Origin of the sequence: Psychrobacter sp. (genome assembly GCF_049295055.1) — a bacterium.
GTDB lineage: Bacteria > Pseudomonadota > Gammaproteobacteria > Pseudomonadales > Moraxellaceae > Psychrobacter.
On the sequence record NZ_JBAQQF010000002.1, the window covers coordinates 37426 to 59059 of the forward strand.

The window sequence follows — 21634 nt, forward strand, 5'->3', positions numbered from 1 at the left end:
CTCAGTGTAGCGTGAAAATTTGCTAACATACAGCCTAAAGCGCTTGCGCTAGACAGTGGTTTTGTAACGCTCTAATCGCGGTAGAGGCAAACCCCAGACCATTTATATAATTGTTTATCGCCTGTTTGATTTATTTACTCAACATTGATTGACCATATTAAATATAGGATATTTTATGACTACCAGCGACCATCCCAATAAGATTAAAATTAAAAACCAAGGTAAAAAAGGGCTGGTATGGATTGACCTAGAAATGACCGGACTTGATACCTTAAATGATGAGATTATCGAGATAGCCACCGTTGTCACTGATGAGGATCTTAATGTCCTTGCTGAAGGCCCCGTGTTTGCTATTAAAGTATCTGATCGTAAACTAAACGGTATGGATGACTGGAATACTAAGCAGCATGGACAGTCAGGATTGGTTGACCGTGTGCGTCGTAGCACCGTGACATTAGCAGAAGCGGAAGCTGAAACTATTAAGTTTTTGAATAAATGGGTTGATAGTGGCAAATCACCGATGTGTGGTAACTCAATCTGCCAAGACCGCCGCTTTATGGCGCGCCAAATGCCAGAGCTTGAGCGCTTCTTCCATTATCGTAACCTTGATGTGTCATCAGTGAAAGAGCTATGCTTCCGCTGGCGTCCTGATATCCTCAAGAATTTTGAAAAAGGCGGCAGCCACTTAGCATTAGATGATATTCGTGATTCAATTCGTGAGCTAAAACACTATCGTCAGCACTTTTTTAAACTGATACCTCAGGATTAAGTAGTTATAATATTTAGTATGATATAAAAAAGGGTCTGTTGATTATTCAACAGACCCTTTTTTATATCATTTTTTACGCGTATCATTTAGCAAAATCAACTGTATCCTATAATAACTAATTATCTTTGTAAGAAAATAAATTCAAACAATCTAAACTCTTTACTATCAGCCATAATAGCTTCATCTACGTTTGCTGTCACTGCACCAATCACTGCGACAACTTTTGGCTGGCGTTCATCTTTATCTAACAGTCGCCAATCACCAAGGACATAGCGAGTTTTACCCTCATTACTTTGGTGTATTTCAGGACGATGGGTGTGACCATGTAGTAGGGCGTCAAACTTATAAATAGCATTATTCACTGCTGTTTCGTTAACATCCATAATATGCGCCGCTTTATTGGCATTGTTACGCTGACTTTTTTGGCGCATATTATCGGCGATAGCTAAGCGTTTTTCTAGCGATTTGTTCAGCAGATACCACTGCGTCAGACGATTGCGCATGACTTTACGAAAGAACTGATACTTTTTATCATCCGTACAGAGCGCATCGCCGTGCTCTAAACGATATTTCTGTTGCCCAACCGTCAAAGTATAAGGCTCATAAATCAGCTCGCCACCGAATAGATTACAAAACGGCTGACCCAACAGAAAATCCCGATTGCCATGCATGACTAAAATCTCACAGCCATCAACACGCAGCTTTTTTAATTTAACGATAAGCGGTGTGAGCCAATGTGTTGTGCGCTCATCTGCTGATAGTGATAAATAAAAATCATCACCGAGCCAGACTTCAAACCAATCACCTAAAATAAAGAGACGTTTGAGAGCAGGCAGAGCAAGGCAATCATCAAGCAGCGCCAAAAAAGCCTGCACTAAGGCAGGCTCTTCAGGCGATAAATGCAAATCGCTAATCAAAACTTGCCGCACCTCATGAGGGCGGGTCGTTATAAGATGATTAAAATTTTGCATTTATCTTTATCCTCATCACTTAATAAATAGTGATTTATCATAAGCTTTTACTCAGCAACTATTATTCAGAAATAATAGTTGCTGAGTTGATAATTACGGCTTCTTTTGGCACATCAGCATGCATGCCGAAACGACCGGTTGGTACGCCGCGCATTTTTTCGATGACATCCATACCGCTTGTTACTTTACCAAAGACAGTATAGCCCCAACCTTGCATGTTTTTGCCAGAATGGTTTAAAAAGTCGTTGTCTTTTACGTTAACGAAAAACTGACTGGTTGCTGAATGTGGGTCTTGCGTACGTGCCATAGCAATCGTGCCAGCGTCATTTTTTAGACCATTATCAGCTTCGTTTTCCACTGGCTTATTGGTTGCTTTTTCATTCATGTCAGCGTCCATTCCGCCGCCTTGAATCATAAAGCCATCAATGATGCGATGAAAAATCGTGCCGTCATAATGACCAGATTTTACATAGTTTAAAAAGTTTTCGACCGTTTTTGGTGCTTTTTCTTCATTGAGTTCGATAACGATCGCACCCATATTGGTGTCAAGTTCTACTACTGGTGGCATGTCTACCATATGATATTCCTTTTTGATTGCAGCGCCTAAAGTGACGCTGTTAAGTGGTGATTAAAAAGTTGGTGGTTAGAAAGTTATGGCTAGTCTAACGGCTTTTTTATCCCGTGTCATGTATCAGGCTGTTAATGCGTTCGCAAAAGCTGATAGAATAACGCAACTTTACCGACTTCCAATTACTTTCAGTCACTTTTAATGATGCATTCTAAATAGCTAAATTTTTATTACCCACTATTTTTAAGACTCATATTTACATAAGCCAGATTTTTATAAACCACTCCGATTTTAATGGCTTATTCTGGTTTTAATAGATCGTTTTATTTTAATAGATCGTTTGAATTTTCCATGATGCGTGGTAATACGTATCATGAATTGACCATTTGCGTTAGGAGCAATACCCGATGAGTGAGCACTCAAGCAACAATATACAAAAAGATGAACAAAAAAACGATTTTATTCGTAATATCATTCGTGAAGACGTCAAAGCAGAAAAATATCAGCAAATTGTGACGCGTTTTCCGCCTGAGCCAAATGGTTATTTGCATTTGGGTCACGTAAAATCTATCTGTCTAAACTTCGGTGTGGCGGAAGAGTTTGGTGGTGTGTGTAACTTACGTTTTGACGACACCAATCCGACAGCAGAAAAGCAAGACTATATTGATAACATTAAGAACGATGTGAAATGGCTAGGTTTTGAGTGGGCAGGTGAGGCGCTGTATACATCAAGTTACTTTGACCAGCTCTACGCGTGGGCGATTCAGCTTATCAAACAAGGCGACGCTTACGTAGACTTGCAGTCGCCTGAACAGATTAAAGACAGCCGCGGTTCATTTAACGAAGCAGGCAAAGCGTCACCACATCGTGATGCCAGTATCGAAGAAAATCTCCAATTGTTTGATGATATGAAAAACGGTAAGTATGCTGAAGGTAAAGCTATTTTGCGTGCCAAGATTAATATGGCAAGTCCAAATATGAACATGCGTGATCCTGTTATCTATCGCGTCATGCATCAAGAACATCATCAAACCGGCGATAAATGGTGCATCTATCCTATGTACGATTTTGCCCATCCGTTGTCAGATGCGTTCGAAGGCATTACGCATTCATTGTGTACGTTAGAGTTTGAAGACCATCGCCCATTTTATGATTGGGCCGTTGAAAAAATAGGCTTTGAGCAACCGCCGCATCAGTATGAGTTTAGCCGTCTAAACGTTGACCACACGTTGACCAGCAAACGTAAGCTTAAGCAGCTTGTCGATGAAGGTATCGTTAGCGGTTGGGATGATCCGCGTATGCCGACTATCGCTGGCATGCGTCGCCGTGGTTATACGCCAGAGGGCTTGCGTGACTTCTGTGAGCGTGTAGGCGTGACCAAAGCCGATAGTGTGGTTGATTTTCGCTCATTAGAGTTTAGCGTTCGTCAATCGTTAGATACGACAACTGCGCGTGGTATGGCGGTATTAAAGCCATTAAAAGTGACCATTACTAACTTTAGCGATGCCGTTAGCAGTTGGGAATCGCAAAAAGCCGATAGCGTTCAGGCTCGCTTTGATGATAACACCCAAACCTTATGGTTAACGCAGCCGAACCATCCTAATGTCGATATGGGTGAACGTGAAATTCCATTTACTGAGACTTTATACATTGATCAAAGTGATTACGAGATTGAGCCGCCAGCAGGTTATAAGCGTTTATCACCAGAGAAGAATGAGATTCGTCTGCGTAATACCTATGTATTGGCCGTGACCGAACATGTGCTAGATGACGCTGGCAATGTGATTGAGCTAAAAGCCACGATTGATCCTGCTACTTTGGGTAATAATCCTGAAGGTCGCAAGGTTAAGGGCGTTATTCATTGGGTATCGGCTAGCCAAGGTGTGCCAGCGACGGTACGCATGTATGAGCAGCTCTTTAGTGTTGAAGATCCAAGTAACGTCGCTGACGTACATCAAGCACTAAATCCTAATTCATTGACTGAGCTGAATGTTGTGGTTGAGCCATCGCTTGCTAATGCAGATGCGGGCACGCGCTTCCAGTTTGAGCGTGAAGGCTACTTTATCTCTGATAGTGAAGATCACAGCAAGGACAAGCCAGTATTTAACCAAATCGTCAGCTTACGCGATAGCTATAAACCTGCTTAATTTATCACTATCAGCGCTACTAACATTTTTTTAAAACAATACTGAACAATAGTGGTTTGCAAGCCTGCCCGTTTCTAGTACGCTAGGGATGGGCTTTTTTGCGAATAATTATAAATTTTAATAGCAGATGTTGAGGTTAAAGAAATGGCAAAGTTTTTAAACAGCAGTGGTACGACTTATCACTTAGAAGAGTTGATTAAAAATGCTTCTGACAGATTGATTATTATCAGCCCGTATCTAAAGCTTAACGAACGTATTAAAGAGCTGTTAGAGGACCGCAATCGCCTTAAAATTGATATTCGTATTGTTTATGGTAAAAATGACTTACACCCAGAAGAAATCAACTGGCTCAAAAATCTGACTTTTATACGCACTAGCTTTTGTAAAAACTTGCATGCCAAATGCTACCTCAACGAAAATGAGTGCATCATTACTAGCTTAAACCTTTATGAATTTAGCCAAGTGAATAATAATGAAATGGGGGTGCTGATTTACCGTAACGAAGATGCCAAGCTCTATGCCGATACGTATGAGGAAGCCCAGCGCATTATTCGTATCAGTGATGAAGTCAGAATGTCCCTTGAAAAAGTAACCGAGTCTAATAGCGTTGATAACAAACCCACTTCTGACAGTCCTTCTCAAATATCAGCTACAATTAATTCTGCAAAACCTACAGAGACAGCAACGCCTAATTATTCTAAATTGACGACGGCTAAGCTTGCTAAGGATTTGGGGTTTAAGACGCAAGAATTAAATGATAAGTTGCTGGAAGCTGGATATTTACAAGAACAAGAAGGGGAGTTGATCTTAACGGATGCTGGGCGTGCCGCTGGCGGTACCAGTAAGCGTGGTAAATTTGGCGAGTTTTGCTTGTGGGATTCGGGAATGGTGGTTTAAGACATTCTCAAAGTGTGTGCTATATTACTTAGTAATAAACGGAATAATCGCATTACAATCCGTCACAAGACATTCATAACCAGTTTGTTAATATAAAGTAGGTTTCTCGCTGACGTACTTTGAGTTATTGTGTAGTATCTATAGAATATTCAAACGAAACAGTATTTAAATGAATATAGTATTTAAACGAACATAGTATCTAAGTGAAGATGGAATTTAACCAAGTACGTTGATAATAATAGAGCGCATGCATACCATTTGATAGTAGCGCTCATCATGAATATAAATAAGGAATTAAGCATGGCACATTTACGTTTAGGTGATACAGCACCAAATTTTGACGCGAGCACCACAGATGGTGATATTAATTTTTATGATTGGGCAGGGGACAGTTGGGTTGTCTTTTTCTCACATCCTGCTGATTATACGCCAGTATGTACCACTGAGCTTGGACGTACCGCAGCATTAGGCGGTGAGTTCCAAAAGCGTAATACCAAACCTATCGCGCTATCAGTAGATGGTTTAGAAGACCATAAAGGTTGGGTTAGTGATATCGAAGAAACGCAAGGTACTGCCGTGAACTTCCCTATTATTGCTGATTCTGATCGTAAAGTAGCTGATTTGTATGACATGATTCATCCTAATGCGGACAATACCGCGACGGTTAGAAGCGTATTCATTATCGATCCTAAAAAGAAAGTACGTTTAACACTCACATATCCTGCAAGTTGTGGTCGTAACTTTGACGAAATTGTACGCGTAATTGACGCGCTGCAATTATCTGATGAATATAACATTGCCACACCAGTAGATTGGAAAGATGGCGATGACGTTATCATTCCACCAAGCGTTAAAAACGAAGATATCGCAGCCAAATATCCTAAAGGTCACAAAGAAATTAAGCCTTATCTACGTACGACTCCAGCTCCTAATAAATAACTGGATTAGTTATATAAGTATTATTAAACAAAGTTGAATAACATAAAGCTCCATAACATAAAGCCCCATAACGTAAAGTTGCGGGGCTTTTTACTATTCAGCTTGCTATCAGAACAGCAAGCTGCACATAAGCTTAAGAAGGCTTTGCTATGACGAGCAGAGTAGGCTATAACTATCATATAGATTATCGATAGTTACTTCTTGACTCGATAGTGCAACAACTATAATAAAGTATGTCAGCGCTGAGTCGCTTTTTAATCCATTTTACAAGGAGTTTGCCATGAAAAAATTATACTTAAACCGTACTGCGCCTAATCCGCGCAAAGTCTTAATTCTATTAGCTTCAAAAGGTATTGATATCGATGATATGGATGACATCGATATAGTGGATATTGATTTTGCCGCTAATGAACAGATGTCAGATAAGTTCACCAAAATAAACCCTATGCAGACGGTGCCGGTACTAATTTTGGATGATGGTACGGTACTCAATGATTCACAAGCTGTCTGTGAGTATCTAGACCGCGTCTATGGTGAGCGTTCGGTAATGGGTAATGATGTGGTACAGCGTGCTCAAGTCTGCTCTATGCGCCGTATCGCTGAGTTTGAGGTTTTGTATAACCTTATGTTGGCATTTCAACATAGCCACCCGTCTAAAGCCCAGCGTGTTGATCAGGTACCAGAGTTTGTGGATCAATCGATTGCACGTGCGGTAAAAGCCTTGGCGTATTTTGAAACTATCTTAGCAGGTCGCGAATATCTGGTTCATGAACAATTAAGCTTTGCTGATATTGTGCTATATCTGGGTTTAGATTTTGGCAAAATACTAAAAGTAAATCCAAATGAGCAGGGCGAGAATCTTGCTCGTTTTTATCAAATGATGAATGAGCGTTTCAGTATTAAAAATATGGCGAAAGCCAAACCTGCTCATGAGGGCGAGTAACGTAGTTTTTTAAAGCGTTAATAACGATAGATAAATAACAGTCTTGAGTAGCAGCTCTCACTCTTAGCTACTCAAGGCTTTTTTAATGGATTTATTTAATCAAAAAAACGAGTAATAACATTTACTATCAATCTATAAAATTCAACACTTCGTTACACCCATAACAGACATCAGCGCTATAGTAGTCAATTGATTAAACTGTATGAAATAAGCTCTATAAAAATAGATAGATCCACTCTTTCTCTGGATTGTGAAAAGGTTTAGCCACAAGGTATGACTGTTATGACGCCATCTTTTAAAAAACGGCCTTTTAGATTTGCCTTATTACCAAGTATGCTAGCAATGAGTTTGGCTTTAGGTGCTTGCCAAGATCCTTCTGCATCAAGTGAGAAGAACCTAGAGGCTACCAATATAAACGCTAGTGAAGCAAGTAATGGCGGTAATGTTAGCTCTGATACAGCGGCCAATAAGACCATATCAGATAGTGCAAATGAGATAAGCGCTGAAGAACAGATGATTGCTAGTCTTTCAAGTTATCGTTGGACACTGATCTCTGCGACAGATAAGGATGTTCAGCCATTAACTATGCTGATGGATGTCAGAGATCAAGTACGCTTATCATTCAGCCAATATCAAGGTCAAAACACTTTAATCTATAGCGTCGGCTGTAATAATATCAGTGCGATGTATCAGCTGAAAGGTGCTACATTAACGATCAAAGATAGTATGAGTACGAAAATGGCTTGTGGTAATCTCAATAAAGCTGAAAATAATTTAAATGAACTGATGAAAGATGATAGCCAATTAACCTTAGTAAAAAATGGTAAGTCTACAGATGATGGCTCTATAGACGATAAGCCCGTGTTGACTCAAGTAATGAGTGATGCTACCACTTTGGTTTGGCAAGGCAGACTAACGTCGCAAGCGAAGTACAACAGTAAAGGTGAGACGGTTTTTTGGGCGGTGAACGCTAAAACGATACCGTGCGAAAACGATAGCTCAGAGATGTGCCTGCAAGTAAAACCTGTTACTTACGATGATCAAGGTATTAAAAGCAGTGAAGGTAAGTGGGCAGCATTTAAAGGTGACATAGATGGTTATCAACATGATGGCAAACATGACGAAGTGCTAAGATTACAGCGCTACCAGTTGAGTACTCGCGAAACGGCAGAAGATACTGCAGCAGTAGATGAAGAATATGCTTATGTATTAGATGCTGTGATTGAAAGCTCGATTGTAAAATAAAGCTACCAATAATTTTTATTAAATTTACGGTATTTATAGACATAGCAGCGATAATAAATAAAGTAGATACGTTATCTGACAACATAAAACTAGTATAAATTTTTCTAGCTTACTGTGCCTACGCCGACAGAGGCTACAGAAAAATTCATTCCATTTTCACTGTATCTTTTTTATATTGAGATGACTATAGCAGCGATAACCATAACCATAAGCATAAAAAACACGCGCCATTAGAGGCGTGTTTTTTATGCTGGTTTGTATGACTATTTGTTTTAGCGTAAATTACCTAAATCTTCTTCAGTCAAGCGCCAGCGACCTTTTTTCTTAGAGGCACCGCGCCCGCGCATTGAGCTATTGAGTAAGAGTTTATTCATTGAATGGCTTGAGTGCGCATGACAGATGGCGCAGGCAAGACCATCAGCGGCATCTTGTTGTGGCACGACATCCAAAGACAAGATGCGACAGACCATTTCCTGTACTTGTTCTTTTGCTGCAGCACCATAACCGCAAACGGCTTGCTTGATTTGGCGTGCGGTATATTCTGATACTTCTAAGTCCAATGCCACCATCGCTGCAATAGCAGCGCCACGTGCTTGGCCAAGCTTAAGGGCTGAGTCAGGATTTTCTGCCATAAATACTTGTTCAATCGCGGTGTAAATAGGCTCGTCCGCATATTTTAAATGATGCTGAGTGATACGCGTTAAGCCATTAAAAATACGCTTAAGGCGTTCAGGCATCTCTTTGGTGTCCGTACGAATGGTACCTGCATCAATGTAGGTCAGTTTATCGCCAGTTTGTTGGACGATGCCATAACCGGTCATGCGCGAACCTGGATCAATCCCAATAATAATTGCCATAGTATTTCGTTTTTCTCACATTCTATTTTATAGCTTAAAAATTAGCCGTAAGTTTGATAGTATAGCAATCAATCCCCATATACATCATATGTTAGCCATTTTAATTTGCATGGCGCTTAATTTATTGATTTTTATTTTATAGGACGACGCTTTATGGGTCAGATAGTTGGTATTGCCATTGTATGGTTTATTATCGAGATGCTACTGTGGTATTTGCTTGCTCAGTTTATGAGTGGTTGGTGGATATTTATGTGGTTCATTATCGCCGCTGTTATCGGCATCTCACTCATGCGTAAAGGTATGGCCGCTCTCAATCCGATGGCACAGCAGATGAAAGCGGGCGGTATGATGAACCCAGCGATGCGTCCGCAAGAGTCGACTATGATCAAAAGTGTGGCAATGGCAGCAGCAGGCATTTTGCTGCTTATTCCAGGCGTGCTTAGTGATTTACTGGCGTTACTGGTGGTATTGCCACCGGTGCAAAAGAAACTCAAAGACTTTGCTAATAATTACATCATGAACAACCAGCAAAAAATGATGGAAATGATGGCCAAGCAGATGGGCGGGCAAATGGGAGCTGGTCAAAATCCGTTCGGCGGTGCTGGAGGTATGGGTGGTCAAAACCCATTTGGTGGGGCAGGTGGTACGAATAACCAAAATCCATTTGGTCAACAACAAAAGCCATTTGGTAATGTGTTTAAACAGCATACCACTGTGGATGGTACTGCCAAAAACATTCCTAAGGATGTGAAAAAAATTACTAAGTCAGCCAATGATGAGTAGTGTGTTGATTATAAGTTAGTCATAAAGCAATTTTGACATAAAAAAAGCCCCTTTCGTCAATGACAAAAGGGGCTTTTTAGTGGCTATCACTAATTTCTTATTAACCTGTTGGCTATAAAGAAATAGCAATTAACCGAATATAACAACCGAAGTGCCGCCGTAAGATGGTGACCCATGAACCGTGAAGTTCAGGGCGGATGCGTCATTGCCTCGGCAGGTTTCCTGAGACACCGCAAGCGGTGCAGGCATACACAATGAAGCAATAGGTACCACATCCTGGTAAAGCATTATCGGCTCAGGGAATAAACATCTACTAGCCAACACTTCAGAATACATTTATCTTAACCAATGGTTTGAGTGATTGCAAGTGCGATTTACAGATTGATACGTGGCTTATTGATACGTGCTCTAAGAATGAACATTATTAATATTAAAAATTCACTAAATTTTTAGTTAAATTAAGGCATAAAAAACGCTTGATTGGTAGCCTAAAAGGTCGATTTTTCAGCTATTTTGAGATGTGTGGTAAGATAGAGGGCTTTAAACATCCTAATCCAGCATTATAGGCGTTCATTCACTTGAGGAGCGGTAATCCATGACCAATACCCAGCAACAATCAGAATTTATCGATAATAATCAGCAAAATAGCGATCAAAATAAAAAAGTGCCTCATGTTTTAATGATATTAGATGGTTTTGGGCATCGTGAAGATAGTAAGGATAATGCGATTGCTGCTGCTAACATGCCAAATATGGATAAAATTTATCAGCAATACCCGCATGGATTAATATCCGCATCAGGAGAGGACGTTGGCTTGCCAGATGGTCAATTTGGCAATTCAGAAGTTGGACATATGAACTTGGGTGCTGGTCGCGTTCTTTATCAAGATTCTACTCGTATCTCAAGTGAGGTGGCCAATCGTGAGTTCTACAAAAACGAAGCCTTGGTTAATGCAGTAAAAGCCGCCAATAAGCTTGGCGGTAACGTCCATATTATGGGTTTGCTGTCGGATGGCGGCGTGCATTCCAATCAGGACCATATCGAAGCGATGTGTCATTCAGCATTGGTACACGGCGCTAAGAATGTCTTTGTGCATTGTTTTTTAGATGGACGTGATACGCCGCCTAAGTCTGCTGATAAATATATCAATCGTCTACGCGACCATATCATTAAGCTTAATGCGCACTATGAGGGTGGCCGTGTACAGATTGCCAGCATCATCGGACGCTACTATGCGATGGATCGTGATAATCGCTGGGATCGAGTGCAAAAAGCCTATGAGCTTATCACTGAGGGTAAAGCGGATCGTTTAGCAACTCGTGCTGATGGTGCGGTACAAGCGGCTTATAAAGCCCGTGAAACCGATGAATTTATCAATCCTACTGTGGTCATTGGACGTGACGAGGTGCCATATACCGTTGATGACAATGACGCTCTCATTTTTATGAATTTCCGCGCTGATCGTGCGCGCGAGCTTGCACAAGCTTTTGTATTACCAGATCATGAATTTTCAGGTTTTGCCCGCCATAAGCAGCCAAAGCTTGCCGCGTTTGTGATGCTGACTAAGTATTCTGATGTTTTGGCGGACAATCCTAAAACCAGCATCGCTTATTATCCAACCTCATTAACCAATACACTTGGCGAATATTTGCAGGATAAGGGTAAAACCCAGCTGCGTATCGCTGAAACTGAAAAGTATGCCCATGTGACTTTTTTCTTTAGTGGTGGCCGTGAAGAAGAGTATAAAGGTGAGACACGTATTTTAGTGCCTTCTCCTGATGTCGCGACTTATGATCTACAGCCTGAGATGAGCGCCCCTGAAGTGACGGATAAATTGGTAGCTGCTATTGAGTCTGGTAAATATGATGTAGTGATTGTCAATTATGCCAATGGCGATATGGTTGGGCATACCGGTATCTTTGATGCTGCTGTCAAAGCAGTAGAAGCGCTAGATATCTGCGTTGGTCGCGTAGAGGCAGCAGTACGTGCGGCTGGTGGCGACATGCTTATCACAGCAGATCATGGCAACTGTGAGCAGATGCAAGACTATGAAAGTGGTCAAGTGCATACTCAACATACTACTGAGCACGTTCCACTAATTTATATTGGTGAGAAAAAATTAAAAGTACGTAGCGGCGGTAGACTTAGCGATGTCGCACCCACTATTTTGGCGTTGATGAATATCGAACCACCTACTGGAATGACCGGTGAAAACTTACTGATAGCAGCACCTTAGATCCGTCAATTCAGTATTCTGTGCTAAGACAGCTTCGTAAGATAGTAATTAATGATAGACATGTAAGGGAGAGATATTGATTATCTTTCCCTTTTTTGCCGCTATACCTTGCCTAACATTTCACTGGTAACTTATCACCTAAATTACTTGCAATACTATCCTACTCTTGGAGGGTCGCTTAATGCTATCTTATGAGCTATTATCCATTAATAACCATATAATAACTATATAACAATAATGTCGTAACTTTTTTGGACAAATTTTTTAGGTGATTCATTTTATGCATTCTATCAGCCCTATACTTTCATTGGTGTCTAAACGATTAGAGCATCTGATGATGACAGTATCTATTCGCTCTTATGTATTAAAGCCGACACTTATCGTTGGTCTGCTGGGGCTGAGCGTGGTTAATATGCAGGCACAAGCAGCCATCAAAGATACTATCGCTCAACCTACCGCTAGCCCTACGGCAAGTTTACAATTGATCCGTTTACATACGAATGACGTGCCATTAGAGAACGATGCCGATGATTTATCAGACATTGCTGATATGTTGGAGTCTGCGGATCAAACGGATGATTCAATAGATAGTATAGCTGATGAAAGTGCGTTAAATAATGAATCAGACGCTATCAATACTGATATTCCCGCTGAAGTGGCTCAGGTTTCGTTAAATGCTATCTCCCCAGAGACGCTAAAAACCTTTGTAGCGTTGGTTGATTTGGTCCGCCGTGAATATGTTGATACCGTTAATGATGAAGAGTTGTTTAACAATGCGATGAGCGGCATGTTGACTAAGCTTGATAGCCATGCTGAATTTTTGGATGCTGAAGCCTATGAAAATCTGCGCGCTTTTACTGAAGGTGATGTTGGAGATATTGGCATTAAGGTAGAGTATCAATCGCAATCAGGCTATTGGGTCATTACCGACGTAGTCGATGACTCACCTGCCGATAAAAAAGGTATTGCGGTTGGCGATTATCTACATCAAGTAGATGAATTTAAGCTTGGTGAAGATGAAGAAAGTAATGATATTGATCAACTCTTGACAGGGATTGCGGGTACACAAGTGGACGTTGTTACTTCAAAAGCAGGACGCCGTAAACATACCACGACTTTACAGCGTAATAACAACCATCCGCAAATTGTTGAAACCCGTCTCGTTGATGGTATCGCCATTATTAGATTACCGGCGTTTCAGAACAACAGCCGCGAAAAACTGCTACAAAGCTTAATCGATTTAGAAGCACCAGTGTCGGGCGTTTTGTTAGATATGCGTGATAATCCGGGTGGGGTATTGGCATCAGCTGTGAGCGTTGCCAGCCTGTTTATGAGTGATACTGATGTGGTACAAGTAAAGGGTCGCCAAAGTGATTCACGTACTTTATCGACTCAAGGCGTAGCATTACTCGAACCATTACCAATGGTAGTTTTACAAAATCGCTATTCAGCGTCAGCAGCCGAGGTGTTAGCAAGTAGCTTGCAAGCGCAAAAGCGTGCCACTATCTTGGGTGAAGTCAGCTATGGTAAAGGCTCGGTACAGTCAGTGATACCACTTAATGATGAACAGGCAGTCAAGCTAACGGTTGCTAATTATATGACTGCCTCAGGTAAGAAAATAGAAGGTATTGGGGTAGAGCCTGATGTGGCATTATCGGGTAGTGAGAGCACATGGGAGCAGCAAGCGCTTGATCTATTAAGAAAGAAGGCGCTTGTTTCAGGTATTCGGTTTGTACGTAAAGCACCTACAGAAGACCGTTCTGAGAAAAACACTGCTATTAAAAACAATACCATTCAAAACAGCGCTATTAAAAACAGCACCGTTAAAAATAATAGCGTTATAAATAATGTCATTGAAAAACCGACACCTAAAGATAAGTTTTAATTTAATCTTAAAAGAGGCCGTACTATTCAGACTGATCTTCAGCAATATCTAGTTTGCTCATACGATAGCGCAGAGATCGAAAGGTGGTTCCTAACAATTCAGCTGCTTGGGTCTTATTCCAGCCTGTTTGCTTAAGCGCGGTGATAATCAACTGCTTCTCTTGTTCTTGAAGATAGTGCTCTAACCCCTGTGCTGGCAATTGCATATCGGCTATCGCTTCTGTACCTGTGAGTTTATTTAATCCTTCACTGTCATCATGCTGCTCGATTAATGATTCTTTTATATGTTGACCTATTGAGCTGTCTGCTGATTCTACGGTATTAGGCACTGAGCGCTGATTGATTGAAGGCGTCATCGAAGAATAGTGCTGAGTAATCGTACGGTAGGGGTGTAGATTATTCGTTGTTTGTTGAGATGTTGTTTGCTGAACCTTTTTTTCTACTATAGACTGAGATTGGTCGTGAGCATTTTCTTTTGCAGTATCCTTTAAAGATTCAGCTAAGTTATTCTCATTGATATTTTGATTTTTCGGTGCTATGTTTTCTTGATACATATGGTCTTCTTGATGCATATAAAAATCAGATAGACCGAGATGGCTGGCATCAATCATTGATGTTTCAGATAATGTTACTGCACGTTCAAGCACATTACGTAGCTCACGAACGTTACCAGCGAAATTATGTTGTTGTAAGCGCATGCAGGCATCTGCTGTGAGCAAAGGTAACGATTCCAACTGCCATTCTTCAGCGATCAGCGCCAAAAAATGCTTGGCTAACACTGGTATGTCGTCACGTCTGGCATTAAGTGTCGGCAGTTTAAGCTCAATTACGTTGATGCGGTAATATAAATCCTGCCGAAACATTCCCGCCTTTACCAGTTGGTTCAAATCTTTATGTGTCGCCGATAATATACGAATATCGACCGGCAGCTCTTTGGTATCACCGATCGCGCGAACCGTCTTCTCTTGAATGGCACGCAGTAGTTTGACTTGCATCGCTAAAGGTAAGTCTGCTACCTCATCTAAAAATAAGGTACCACCATTAGCCTGTTGAAATAGACCTTGCTTGTCAGCGACAGCGCCCGTAAAGCTACCTTTTTTGTGACCAAAAAACTCTGATTCCATCAGCTCTGAAGGTATTGCTCCACAGTTGACCGGTACAAAACTGCCATCTCGACGCGGGCTTAAGTCATGAATCAATCTAGCAACCACTTCTTTGCCGGTACCTGAAGCACCAGATAAAAATACCGGCGCTTGTGAGCGTGCCAATTTTAAAATAGTGTTTTTTAGAGGATGCATCACCGCTGAATTACCAATCAGACGATCATCCAACATCTGCTGTTCAGGTGAGCGCTGAGGCGTAGATTTTGCGGCATTGTCTTGCTGGATAACCTTTAGAGCGTTTTCAACCAACTGACGTAAACGTGGTAGCTCAAGGGGTTTATTAACAAAATCAAAAGCCCCTAGTTTTAACGCTTCAATCGCTAAATCCATACTACCATGTGCCGTAATAACAGCGATAGGCTTACTAGAGCTAGCACTGATGTATTTGACCAACTCTAACCCTGAACCGTCAGGTAACTTTAAATCAGTTAAGCAAAAATCATAGTCATTTTCCTGCCAGTATGATTTTGCCTGTGACAAAGTATAGGCGACATCACTTTTGATACCCATCTTGGTCAGCGTAATTTGCATCAATCGGCATAAATCCACTTCATCATCGACGACTAGCGCGGTTGTTGTCATACATCATCTCATTGTCTTCAAGTATTACAAAAGTATTAAAAAAATAATCCTACAAGGATTTATAGAGCATAAATAGTGGTGTTTATAGCAGGTGTATGGTTTTGGGGGTCAAATATAGATCGTTTAAACTTAAACAGCTTTTAACCAAAGGCTGGTTTATTAGATATTTACGCTCATTTATTCACACAAATGCTTAGTCAGTAATTTAATTATAAATGGCGGGGGCAATCAGACGAAAGCAGGTTTTTTTATAGTCAGGCACGTAAAGTAACCGGGCATGATTGGCCTCACAAAACGCTTGGGATAAATACAATCCCAAACCGGTACCGGCCTTATCTGTAGTAAAAAATGGATTAAACAAATGTATTAAATCATCAACACCAACGCCAGTACCGCCATCTAAAACATCGATTATAACATCGTTATCCGCACAATAAATTTCGATTTCCACAAAGGTGTGAGGGTGGACGTAGCTACTATGACGTAAGCCGTTATTAATCAGATTGATTAAAATTTGTTCTAATTGATGGGTGTCAAATGAGATAGTGTTCTTAGTATTAACGTGTAAAAAAACATCATGACCTTGAAAGTAATTGTCCAAAAATTGTGGCATCCAATCAGCAAGCACAATGGTTTGCTGATTGGCCGTCTGCTGGCGAGACAGTTTTAAAACATCCTCAATAATACGATTAACGCGTTTTGTTTGCGCAAATATCATTTTATAAAGTTCATGATTGCCTGCTGTTTCACTATTTAAACGGTCGTTATTTAGATTGGCTGTTATCTTGTCAGCTGCCATCTCGCTTTCTAAAACGTCTTCTATTAACAATTGGCTCGCTTGGGAGATGGCCGCTAAAGGGTTTCTTATTTCATGGGCAATACTGGCAGTCAGTTGTCCAAGCGAGGCCAGTTTTAATTGTTGAGCGCTGGCTTGTTCACGGCGTAAATCCTCTAATATAATTAATTTACTGTCATCTTTTAAAGGGATAATCTCGACACGCAGCTTGCCGACAACTGAAGCATTGGCGACGGCTGGCAACTCATAAACGAAAGTACGTGATTGCCCAGTGGCTATTGATAAGCAGGCATCAAACAGTTGTAGGTGTTGTTCACTAAGCTGCTGTTGAAAGTCGGATAATGGCTCATTATTGTTTTTACTTAGGGCGTTTTTGCGTGTATCGCTTGATGATTTGATTGCGCCGCTAGCAGTGTCTTTTAGCGCTAGCAGTGAATGATTTGGAATACTAAGTAATTGATGAGCTGCAAGGTTTGCCAGTACAACGTCTTGGTCATCAATGACGATGACACCATTGGCCATTTGAGTAATGACTTCCTTGTTAATCACGTTCAGTCGTTCGACTTCTTTGACATGAATAGCAGCTACTTTCTCAAGCTGCACCAAGCGCTGCGAGATTGACCAACTTAAGCCTCCGACTGCCAAAAAGCTGGCTGACATCAGTAGGGCGTCCCCTAAATTTGCCAAACTCATACTATTAGCGATGGCATAAAAAAACTGCTGGTAAATAACAAAAATGATAGCAAGCAAGGTAATAATCAGCGCTTGTGAACCATGTAAAAGCATGAAGCTTGCAGCTACCACCACCATATACAGCATGGTTAGCTGCAAATCAGGTGCGCCAGCGGTATAAAGCAGCAAGCTTAAGATGATGACATCTAGCGCCAAGCCAAAAGCCAGCTGTCGGCGCATATTCTTGCCAACGGTATAAAATAATCCTAGCAAAATCAAACTCAGTAAAACATAGAAGCTGAGCACGGTTTGCTGCAAAAAGCTTGGTAAGGATGCGCTGCTATTAGCGCGAACCGTAATATAAACCAACAGCATAGAAAATAAGCTGACGACAAAACGATAGCTGCTATAAATGAGTCCTAACCTGCGCAACTGCGCTAAGGGCAAGGTATCATCTTGCTGTAAATAGCTGGTAATAACGGATATAAGGCTAGGAGTAGATTTCGCAGTTTTTAGAGATTTCATGGCTTGACCGCAATAAAAAATACTTACTTAATAGTTGTTTATTTAGAAAGTAAGTGTTTAGTAAATAACTGTTTAAAAACTATTTACCAGAGTCGCTGTTTACTAGAGTAGCTATGGCTGAATGAGGCCATGGCGAATCGCCAAATGAGTCAATTTCACATCACTATCGACATTCACTTTTTCATAAATGCGATAACGATAGGTATTGATAGTTTTTACGCTCACAAATAACTGATCTGCGATTTGCTGGGGGCTTTGGCAGTTAACCACCATCATCGCTACTTGCTTCTCACGATCACTTAATAAGTCAAAAGGTGAGTTGGCATTATCAGATAATAGAACATCAGCCAATTGTTCAGCTACGTCTTGGCTAAAATAACGGCCACCCTGATAGATTTTTTTGACCGCTATGATCATCTCATCAAGCGGTGTGCCTTTAGTAATATAACCATTGACGCCCGCTTTGATAAGCATCGAAGGATAAGGCTGAGCTGACATACTACTAACCGCCAAAATTTTGATGCCCATATCAAGCTGAATCAAGCGTTTGGTTGCTTCAAGCCCACCAATGTTAGGCATATTAACATCCAGTAATATCACGTCAGGACGCAGCTGCTTTGCCAATCTTATTGCCATATCACCGCTGTCTGCTTCGCCGACGACTTCAATATCAGCACTGTCTGCCAGCATACGGCTAATACCCATCCGCACCAAATCATGATCATCTACTACTAATACTCGAATCATCGTTATACTCTTTTCTATCGGTCAAAATAAAAGGTGCACTGCTAAGCTTAAACTACCTAAAACATTCTAATTATTCAGCATCAATTTGCTAGCTAACAAATATACCAAGATTGAATGTCACATTTAAGTATTAAATACGCAATTGGCTGGTTAACAGCTTAAATGTAATGATATATTGCACTAATGTTAATTAGTATTGCTGAAATATAAAGTAAATGTAGTAAAGTTTGAATGTGGCTAAGAAATGGCATCTAATTGATTTAGCAGATTAAACTTAAATGCAAACCATGATACACTAAAAATACAAAAACTCTATGTGAGTATCTACAAACACATCCATAAACGCTACGTACGTTGTTGCCGTTAGTCAGTATGTAACTCATTTACTAACTAACAGCATCGCGGCGGCAGGAGGCATAATGAAGCAACTACCATTAACCAAACAGCAATTAATCGCTGCTATGATTTCATTGAGTTTGGGCAGTATGGCACAAGCCGCGCTTACAATTAATGGTAGCTCTAGTTCTGAGTCTAGTGCTCGTATGAGCTGGGGCGGTGCCGATAGCTTGTCTGAAGCGCGTAGCATCATGTCTAAGTCTAGTAATAGCTCTGCGATTAAAAAAGTAGATAGCGGCTATGGCACGACCAATATTACCAATACGCCTACTAATGCCAGCAATTTTGGTAGCAGTAATAACAACAGTTATAATAACGCCAATAGCTATAACACTACTTATCGCGGTAGTTTTGGCAACAGTAGCATGATTCCGATCAGCACCGATTCGCGCAGTGTCGCGGTCATCGATGCAGAGACGGGCGAATCTATCTATCAAAAAGATGCTGATGTTGCGCGTCCTATGGCCAGTATTACCAAAGTCATGACGGCTATGGTGGTGTTGGATGCCGGTTTAGATATGCGAGAAGAGATTACGCTTGATCCAGAAGATTTCGTTGGTCCTAAACGTGCTAGCTCAAATCTAAAATCAGGCGATCGTCTAAATCGTGCTGAGATGCTATTGATGGCATTGATGAAATCAGAAAACCCAGCAGCAAAAAGTCTCGCCCGTAATTATCCAGGTGGCTATAGCGCCTTTATGCGTGCTATGAACCGCAAAGCTCAAGAGATTGGTATGAGCACTGCTTTCTTTGGTGATCCAACGGGTCTTGATAAACGTAACGTTGCTTCATCGAATGACTTGGTGAAAATGGTACGTGCTGCCGGTAATTATGATGTGATTCGTCGTTTTTCGACCACTAAGAGCTATGACTTTTATGTGTCTAACTACTCAAATGGTAACCGCACTTATAAAGCCAATAACACCAGCAGCTTAGTTCGTGACGGCAGTTATCCTATTGGTATCTCAAAAACAGGCTTTATCAATGAAGCAGGTCGTTGCGTTGTGATGGAAACGCGCGTCAATAACCGTCCGGCAATTATTGTCATTCTAGGTGCCAACAGCTCAGCAACACGTTGGGGCGATGCTAAAAATATCTTAAACAGCTTGGCGACGCGCCGTACTGTATAAGTTGGTTAAGCTAACATTGTTAAACAAGCATCGATAAACCAATATTATTAAACTGACATTGATGAATAAAAAGGCTGTTATGCGATATAACAGCCTTTTTATTGTTTAGTATTTCTTGTGTCAAAAACCGTATTGATAGTAAGGATCGTTAAATGACTCAGCCATCAGTTTCCACCGTTTCTCATGCCATACCTAAGTTATATCTGCTCACTAATGACGATGAGTTTCCGATTTTATACCGTAAGTTAGAAGCCGCATTAGCGACAGGATTAATAGCTCTATTGCAAATTCGACGCAAGCAGATACTGGCATTACCTGATGGTGAGTCGACTCTATACGAAGAAGCATTAAAGATAGTTGATTTGGCCAAAGTGTATAAGGTAGCGGTCGTTATTAATGACGATATCAGTTTGGCAGCAAAGCTTAGCGTCGGTGTGCATTTAGGGCAGCAAGATGGCGACATTAGTGATGCCAAACAGTATTTAGCACCGAATCAGATTATCGGTCGTACTTGTCATGGTGATATAGATCTGGTCAAAGAGGCGAAAAATGGTGGTGCAAGTTACGCCGCAATGGGCGCAGTCTTTGCCTCGAATACTAAACCAAATGCCAATGTTATCTCGCGTCAGCAGCTCATTGATGGCTGTCAGCAAGGAATCGGGATATGCGTGATAGGTGGTTTAACGGCAGAAAATATTACTGAGCTGGTAGGTTTGCCAATTACTTATGTGGCGGTGGTCGGTGATATTATGGACTTACCTGTGCATCAAATTGCTGCGCGTTGTCAGCAGTGGCAGCAGGCGCTTAGCAAGTGGCAGTTATCTATATAGTGCTAGTCTACTTATAAGCGAAGGAAAAAACGCTCATATTTAATGAGCGCTTGTAATAACAAACGATTGTATTAATTCGCTAAATTTATCGTATAGCTAATTACTAAAATGCTATTCGGCATGATCCATACATAGGGTTGCGTAAGGTATGGCTTCCAAACGTTGTTGTTGAATTTGTTCACCACACACTTCACATTCGCCGTAAGTGCCATTTTCGATATGGCTTAAGGCATTTTCGACGTGGACTAAACTTTGACGTGCTTCAACCATTAGATTTCTACGCATATCGTTTTGACGATAAGAGATGGCTTGGTCTTCCCAATGTTCATTGAGATCGTCTTGAGGGTTTTGGATATGGTCTTCGATTTTACTAATCCGAGTCTCATATTCTTCTTTTAGTTGTAATAAGCTTTCTTTGGCAGCTTTGAAGTCGATACTCATAGTATTCTCCTAATAGGTTATTTTTATTGTTGGACTGATTTATTATAAGTAGTTTTTCTAGCATAAACAGCCTCTCTATCATAAACGGCAGTATCCTTAAGTACCACCACGAA

18 protein-coding genes and 1 other RNA gene are annotated in these 21634 nt (G+C 41.0%); 11 read left to right on the forward strand and 8 right to left on the reverse strand.

Annotation, left to right across the window (positions count from 1 at the left end):
- The first annotated feature begins 175 nt into the window (after nucleotides 1–175).
- The gene (orn, locus tag WAZ74_RS00225; RefSeq protein WP_422304530.1) at nucleotides 176–769 is read left to right on the forward strand and encodes an oligoribonuclease; all 594 of its coding nucleotides are present in this window, start codon (nucleotides 176–178) and stop codon (nucleotides 767–769) included.
- A 119-nt stretch (nucleotides 770–888) separates the two neighbouring features.
- Here orn and WAZ74_RS00230 read toward each other — a convergent pair whose 3' ends face one another.
- On the reverse strand, nucleotides 889–1740 hold the full coding sequence (locus WAZ74_RS00230; protein WP_422304532.1) for a UDP-2,3-diacylglucosamine diphosphatase: 852 nt from the start codon (nucleotides 1738–1740) through the stop codon (nucleotides 889–891).
- 61 nt (nucleotides 1741–1801) lie between these two features.
- Complete coding sequence (locus WAZ74_RS00235; protein WP_422304648.1) at nucleotides 1802–2308, reverse strand: peptidylprolyl isomerase; 507 nt, start codon at nucleotides 2306–2308, stop codon at nucleotides 1802–1804.
- 407 nt (nucleotides 2309–2715) lie between these two features.
- Here WAZ74_RS00235 and WAZ74_RS00240 point away from each other — a divergent pair, with 407 nt between their 5' ends.
- From WAZ74_RS00240 to WAZ74_RS00260, 5 genes are all read left to right on the forward strand, one after another.
- Nucleotides 2716–4455 (forward strand): glutamine--tRNA ligase/YqeY domain fusion protein, encoded by a 1740-nt coding sequence (locus tag WAZ74_RS00240; RefSeq protein ID WP_422304534.1) that lies wholly within the window; start codon nucleotides 2716–2718, stop codon nucleotides 4453–4455.
- Between the two features lie 144 nt (nucleotides 4456–4599).
- The gene (locus tag WAZ74_RS00245) at nucleotides 4600–5352 is read left to right on the forward strand and encodes a phospholipase D family protein (protein WP_422304536.1); all 753 of its coding nucleotides are present in this window, start codon (nucleotides 4600–4602) and stop codon (nucleotides 5350–5352) included.
- Between the two features lie 300 nt (nucleotides 5353–5652).
- On the forward strand, nucleotides 5653–6291 hold the full coding sequence (locus tag WAZ74_RS00250; protein WP_422304538.1) for a peroxiredoxin: 639 nt from the start codon (nucleotides 5653–5655) through the stop codon (nucleotides 6289–6291).
- 280 nt (nucleotides 6292–6571) lie between these two features.
- The gene (locus WAZ74_RS00255; protein WP_422304540.1) at nucleotides 6572–7234 is read left to right on the forward strand and encodes a glutathione S-transferase family protein; all 663 of its coding nucleotides are present in this window, start codon (nucleotides 6572–6574) and stop codon (nucleotides 7232–7234) included.
- 282 nt (nucleotides 7235–7516) lie between these two features.
- Nucleotides 7517–8479 carry an META domain-containing protein gene (locus WAZ74_RS00260; RefSeq protein WP_422304542.1) on the forward strand — a complete coding sequence of 321 codons (963 nt, stop codon included), beginning with the start codon at nucleotides 7517–7519 and terminating at the stop codon, nucleotides 8477–8479.
- Between the two features lie 272 nt (nucleotides 8480–8751).
- Here the strand turns inward: WAZ74_RS00260 and ruvC are convergent, their stop codons facing one another.
- Nucleotides 8752–9336, reverse strand: a complete 585-nt coding sequence (gene ruvC / locus WAZ74_RS00265) for a crossover junction endodeoxyribonuclease RuvC (RefSeq protein ID WP_079691154.1) — start codon at nucleotides 9334–9336, stop codon at nucleotides 8752–8754.
- A gap of 153 nt (nucleotides 9337–9489) precedes the next feature.
- Between ruvC and WAZ74_RS00270 the strand changes: the two genes are divergently transcribed.
- On the forward strand, nucleotides 9490–10119 hold the full coding sequence (locus WAZ74_RS00270; protein WP_422304545.1) for an FxsA family protein: 630 nt from the start codon (nucleotides 9490–9492) through the stop codon (nucleotides 10117–10119).
- A 139-nt stretch (nucleotides 10120–10258) separates the two neighbouring features.
- Here WAZ74_RS00270 and ssrS read toward each other — a convergent pair.
- A non-coding RNA gene (ssrS, locus tag WAZ74_RS00275) (6S RNA) lies at nucleotides 10259–10454 on the reverse strand.
- Between the two features lie 260 nt (nucleotides 10455–10714).
- Between ssrS and gpmI the strand changes: the two genes are divergently transcribed.
- Together gpmI and WAZ74_RS00285 are read left to right on the forward strand one after the other, a co-directional pair.
- Nucleotides 10715–12355, forward strand: a complete 1641-nt coding sequence (gene gpmI, locus WAZ74_RS00280; RefSeq protein ID WP_422304547.1) for a 2,3-bisphosphoglycerate-independent phosphoglycerate mutase — start codon at nucleotides 10715–10717, stop codon at nucleotides 12353–12355.
- A gap of 280 nt (nucleotides 12356–12635) precedes the next feature.
- The gene (locus tag WAZ74_RS00285; RefSeq protein WP_422304549.1) at nucleotides 12636–14240 is read left to right on the forward strand and encodes a S41 family peptidase; all 1605 of its coding nucleotides are present in this window, start codon (nucleotides 12636–12638) and stop codon (nucleotides 14238–14240) included.
- 22 nt (nucleotides 14241–14262) lie between these two features.
- On the opposite strand, the gene WAZ74_RS00290 is transcribed toward WAZ74_RS00285, so the two are convergent.
- The 3 genes from WAZ74_RS00290 to WAZ74_RS00300 all read right to left on the reverse strand — a co-directional run bounded on the left by WAZ74_RS00290 (nucleotide 14263) and on the right by WAZ74_RS00300 (nucleotide 18724).
- Nucleotides 14263–15984 (reverse strand): sigma 54-interacting transcriptional regulator, encoded by a 1722-nt coding sequence (locus WAZ74_RS00290; RefSeq protein ID WP_422304551.1) that lies wholly within the window; start codon nucleotides 15982–15984, stop codon nucleotides 14263–14265.
- 205 nt (nucleotides 15985–16189) lie between these two features.
- Nucleotides 16190–17977, reverse strand: coding sequence for a sensor histidine kinase (locus WAZ74_RS00295; protein WP_422304554.1), 1788 nt, complete (start codon nucleotides 17975–17977; stop codon nucleotides 16190–16192).
- 111 nt (nucleotides 17978–18088) lie between these two features.
- Nucleotides 18089–18724, reverse strand: a complete 636-nt coding sequence (locus WAZ74_RS00300) for a response regulator (RefSeq protein WP_422304556.1) — start codon at nucleotides 18722–18724, stop codon at nucleotides 18089–18091.
- Nucleotides 18725–19143: 419 nt separating this feature from the next.
- On the opposite strand from WAZ74_RS00300, the gene WAZ74_RS00305 reads away from it, so the two are divergent.
- Nucleotides 19144–20250, forward strand: coding sequence for a serine hydrolase (locus tag WAZ74_RS00305; RefSeq protein ID WP_422304558.1), 1107 nt, complete (start codon nucleotides 19144–19146; stop codon nucleotides 20248–20250).
- Nucleotides 20251–20402: 152 nt separating this feature from the next.
- Nucleotides 20403–21080 (forward strand): thiamine phosphate synthase, encoded by a 678-nt coding sequence (locus tag WAZ74_RS00310; RefSeq protein WP_422304560.1) that lies wholly within the window; start codon nucleotides 20403–20405, stop codon nucleotides 21078–21080.
- Nucleotides 21081–21191: 111 nt separating this feature from the next.
- Here the strand turns inward: WAZ74_RS00310 and WAZ74_RS00315 are convergent, their stop codons facing one another.
- The gene (locus WAZ74_RS00315) at nucleotides 21192–21521 is read right to left on the reverse strand and encodes a TraR/DksA C4-type zinc finger protein (RefSeq protein ID WP_422304562.1); all 330 of its coding nucleotides are present in this window, start codon (nucleotides 21519–21521) and stop codon (nucleotides 21192–21194) included.
- Nucleotides 21522–21634: the final 113 nt, after the last annotated feature.

Bases quoted from the DNA above. Each gene is read 5' to 3' on its own strand.
- orn (WP_422304530.1), top strand. From the start codon at position 176: ATGACTACCAGCGACCATCCCAATAAGATTAAAATTAAAAACCAAGGT.
- WAZ74_RS00230 (WP_422304532.1), bottom strand. From the start codon at position 1,740: ATGCAAAATTTTAATCATCTTATAACGACCCGCCCTCATGAGGTGCGG.
- WAZ74_RS00235 (WP_422304648.1), bottom strand. From the start codon at position 2,308: ATGCCACCAGTAGTAGAACTTGACACCAATATGGGTGCGATCGTTATC.
- WAZ74_RS00240 (WP_422304534.1), top strand. From the start codon at position 2,716: ATGAGTGAGCACTCAAGCAACAATATACAAAAAGATGAACAAAAAAAC.
- WAZ74_RS00245 (WP_422304536.1), top strand. From the start codon at position 4,600: ATGGCAAAGTTTTTAAACAGCAGTGGTACGACTTATCACTTAGAAGAG.
- WAZ74_RS00250 (WP_422304538.1), top strand. From the start codon at position 5,653: ATGGCACATTTACGTTTAGGTGATACAGCACCAAATTTTGACGCGAGC.
- WAZ74_RS00255 (WP_422304540.1), top strand. From the start codon at position 6,572: ATGAAAAAATTATACTTAAACCGTACTGCGCCTAATCCGCGCAAAGTC.
- WAZ74_RS00260 (WP_422304542.1), top strand. From the start codon at position 7,517: ATGACGCCATCTTTTAAAAAACGGCCTTTTAGATTTGCCTTATTACCA.
- ruvC (WP_079691154.1), bottom strand. From the start codon at position 9,336: ATGGCAATTATTATTGGGATTGATCCAGGTTCGCGCATGACCGGTTAT.
- WAZ74_RS00270 (WP_422304545.1), top strand. From the start codon at position 9,490: ATGGGTCAGATAGTTGGTATTGCCATTGTATGGTTTATTATCGAGATG.
- gpmI (WP_422304547.1), top strand. From the start codon at position 10,715: ATGACCAATACCCAGCAACAATCAGAATTTATCGATAATAATCAGCAA.
- WAZ74_RS00285 (WP_422304549.1), top strand. From the start codon at position 12,636: ATGCATTCTATCAGCCCTATACTTTCATTGGTGTCTAAACGATTAGAG.
- WAZ74_RS00290 (WP_422304551.1), bottom strand. From the start codon at position 15,984: ATGACAACAACCGCGCTAGTCGTCGATGATGAAGTGGATTTATGCCGA.
- WAZ74_RS00295 (WP_422304554.1), bottom strand. From the start codon at position 17,977: ATGAAATCTCTAAAAACTGCGAAATCTACTCCTAGCCTTATATCCGTT.
- WAZ74_RS00300 (WP_422304556.1), bottom strand. From the start codon at position 18,724: ATGATTCGAGTATTAGTAGTAGATGATCATGATTTGGTGCGGATGGGT.
- WAZ74_RS00305 (WP_422304558.1), top strand. From the start codon at position 19,144: ATGAAGCAACTACCATTAACCAAACAGCAATTAATCGCTGCTATGATT.
- WAZ74_RS00310 (WP_422304560.1), top strand. From the start codon at position 20,403: ATGACTCAGCCATCAGTTTCCACCGTTTCTCATGCCATACCTAAGTTA.
- WAZ74_RS00315 (WP_422304562.1), bottom strand. From the start codon at position 21,521: ATGAGTATCGACTTCAAAGCTGCCAAAGAAAGCTTATTACAACTAAAA.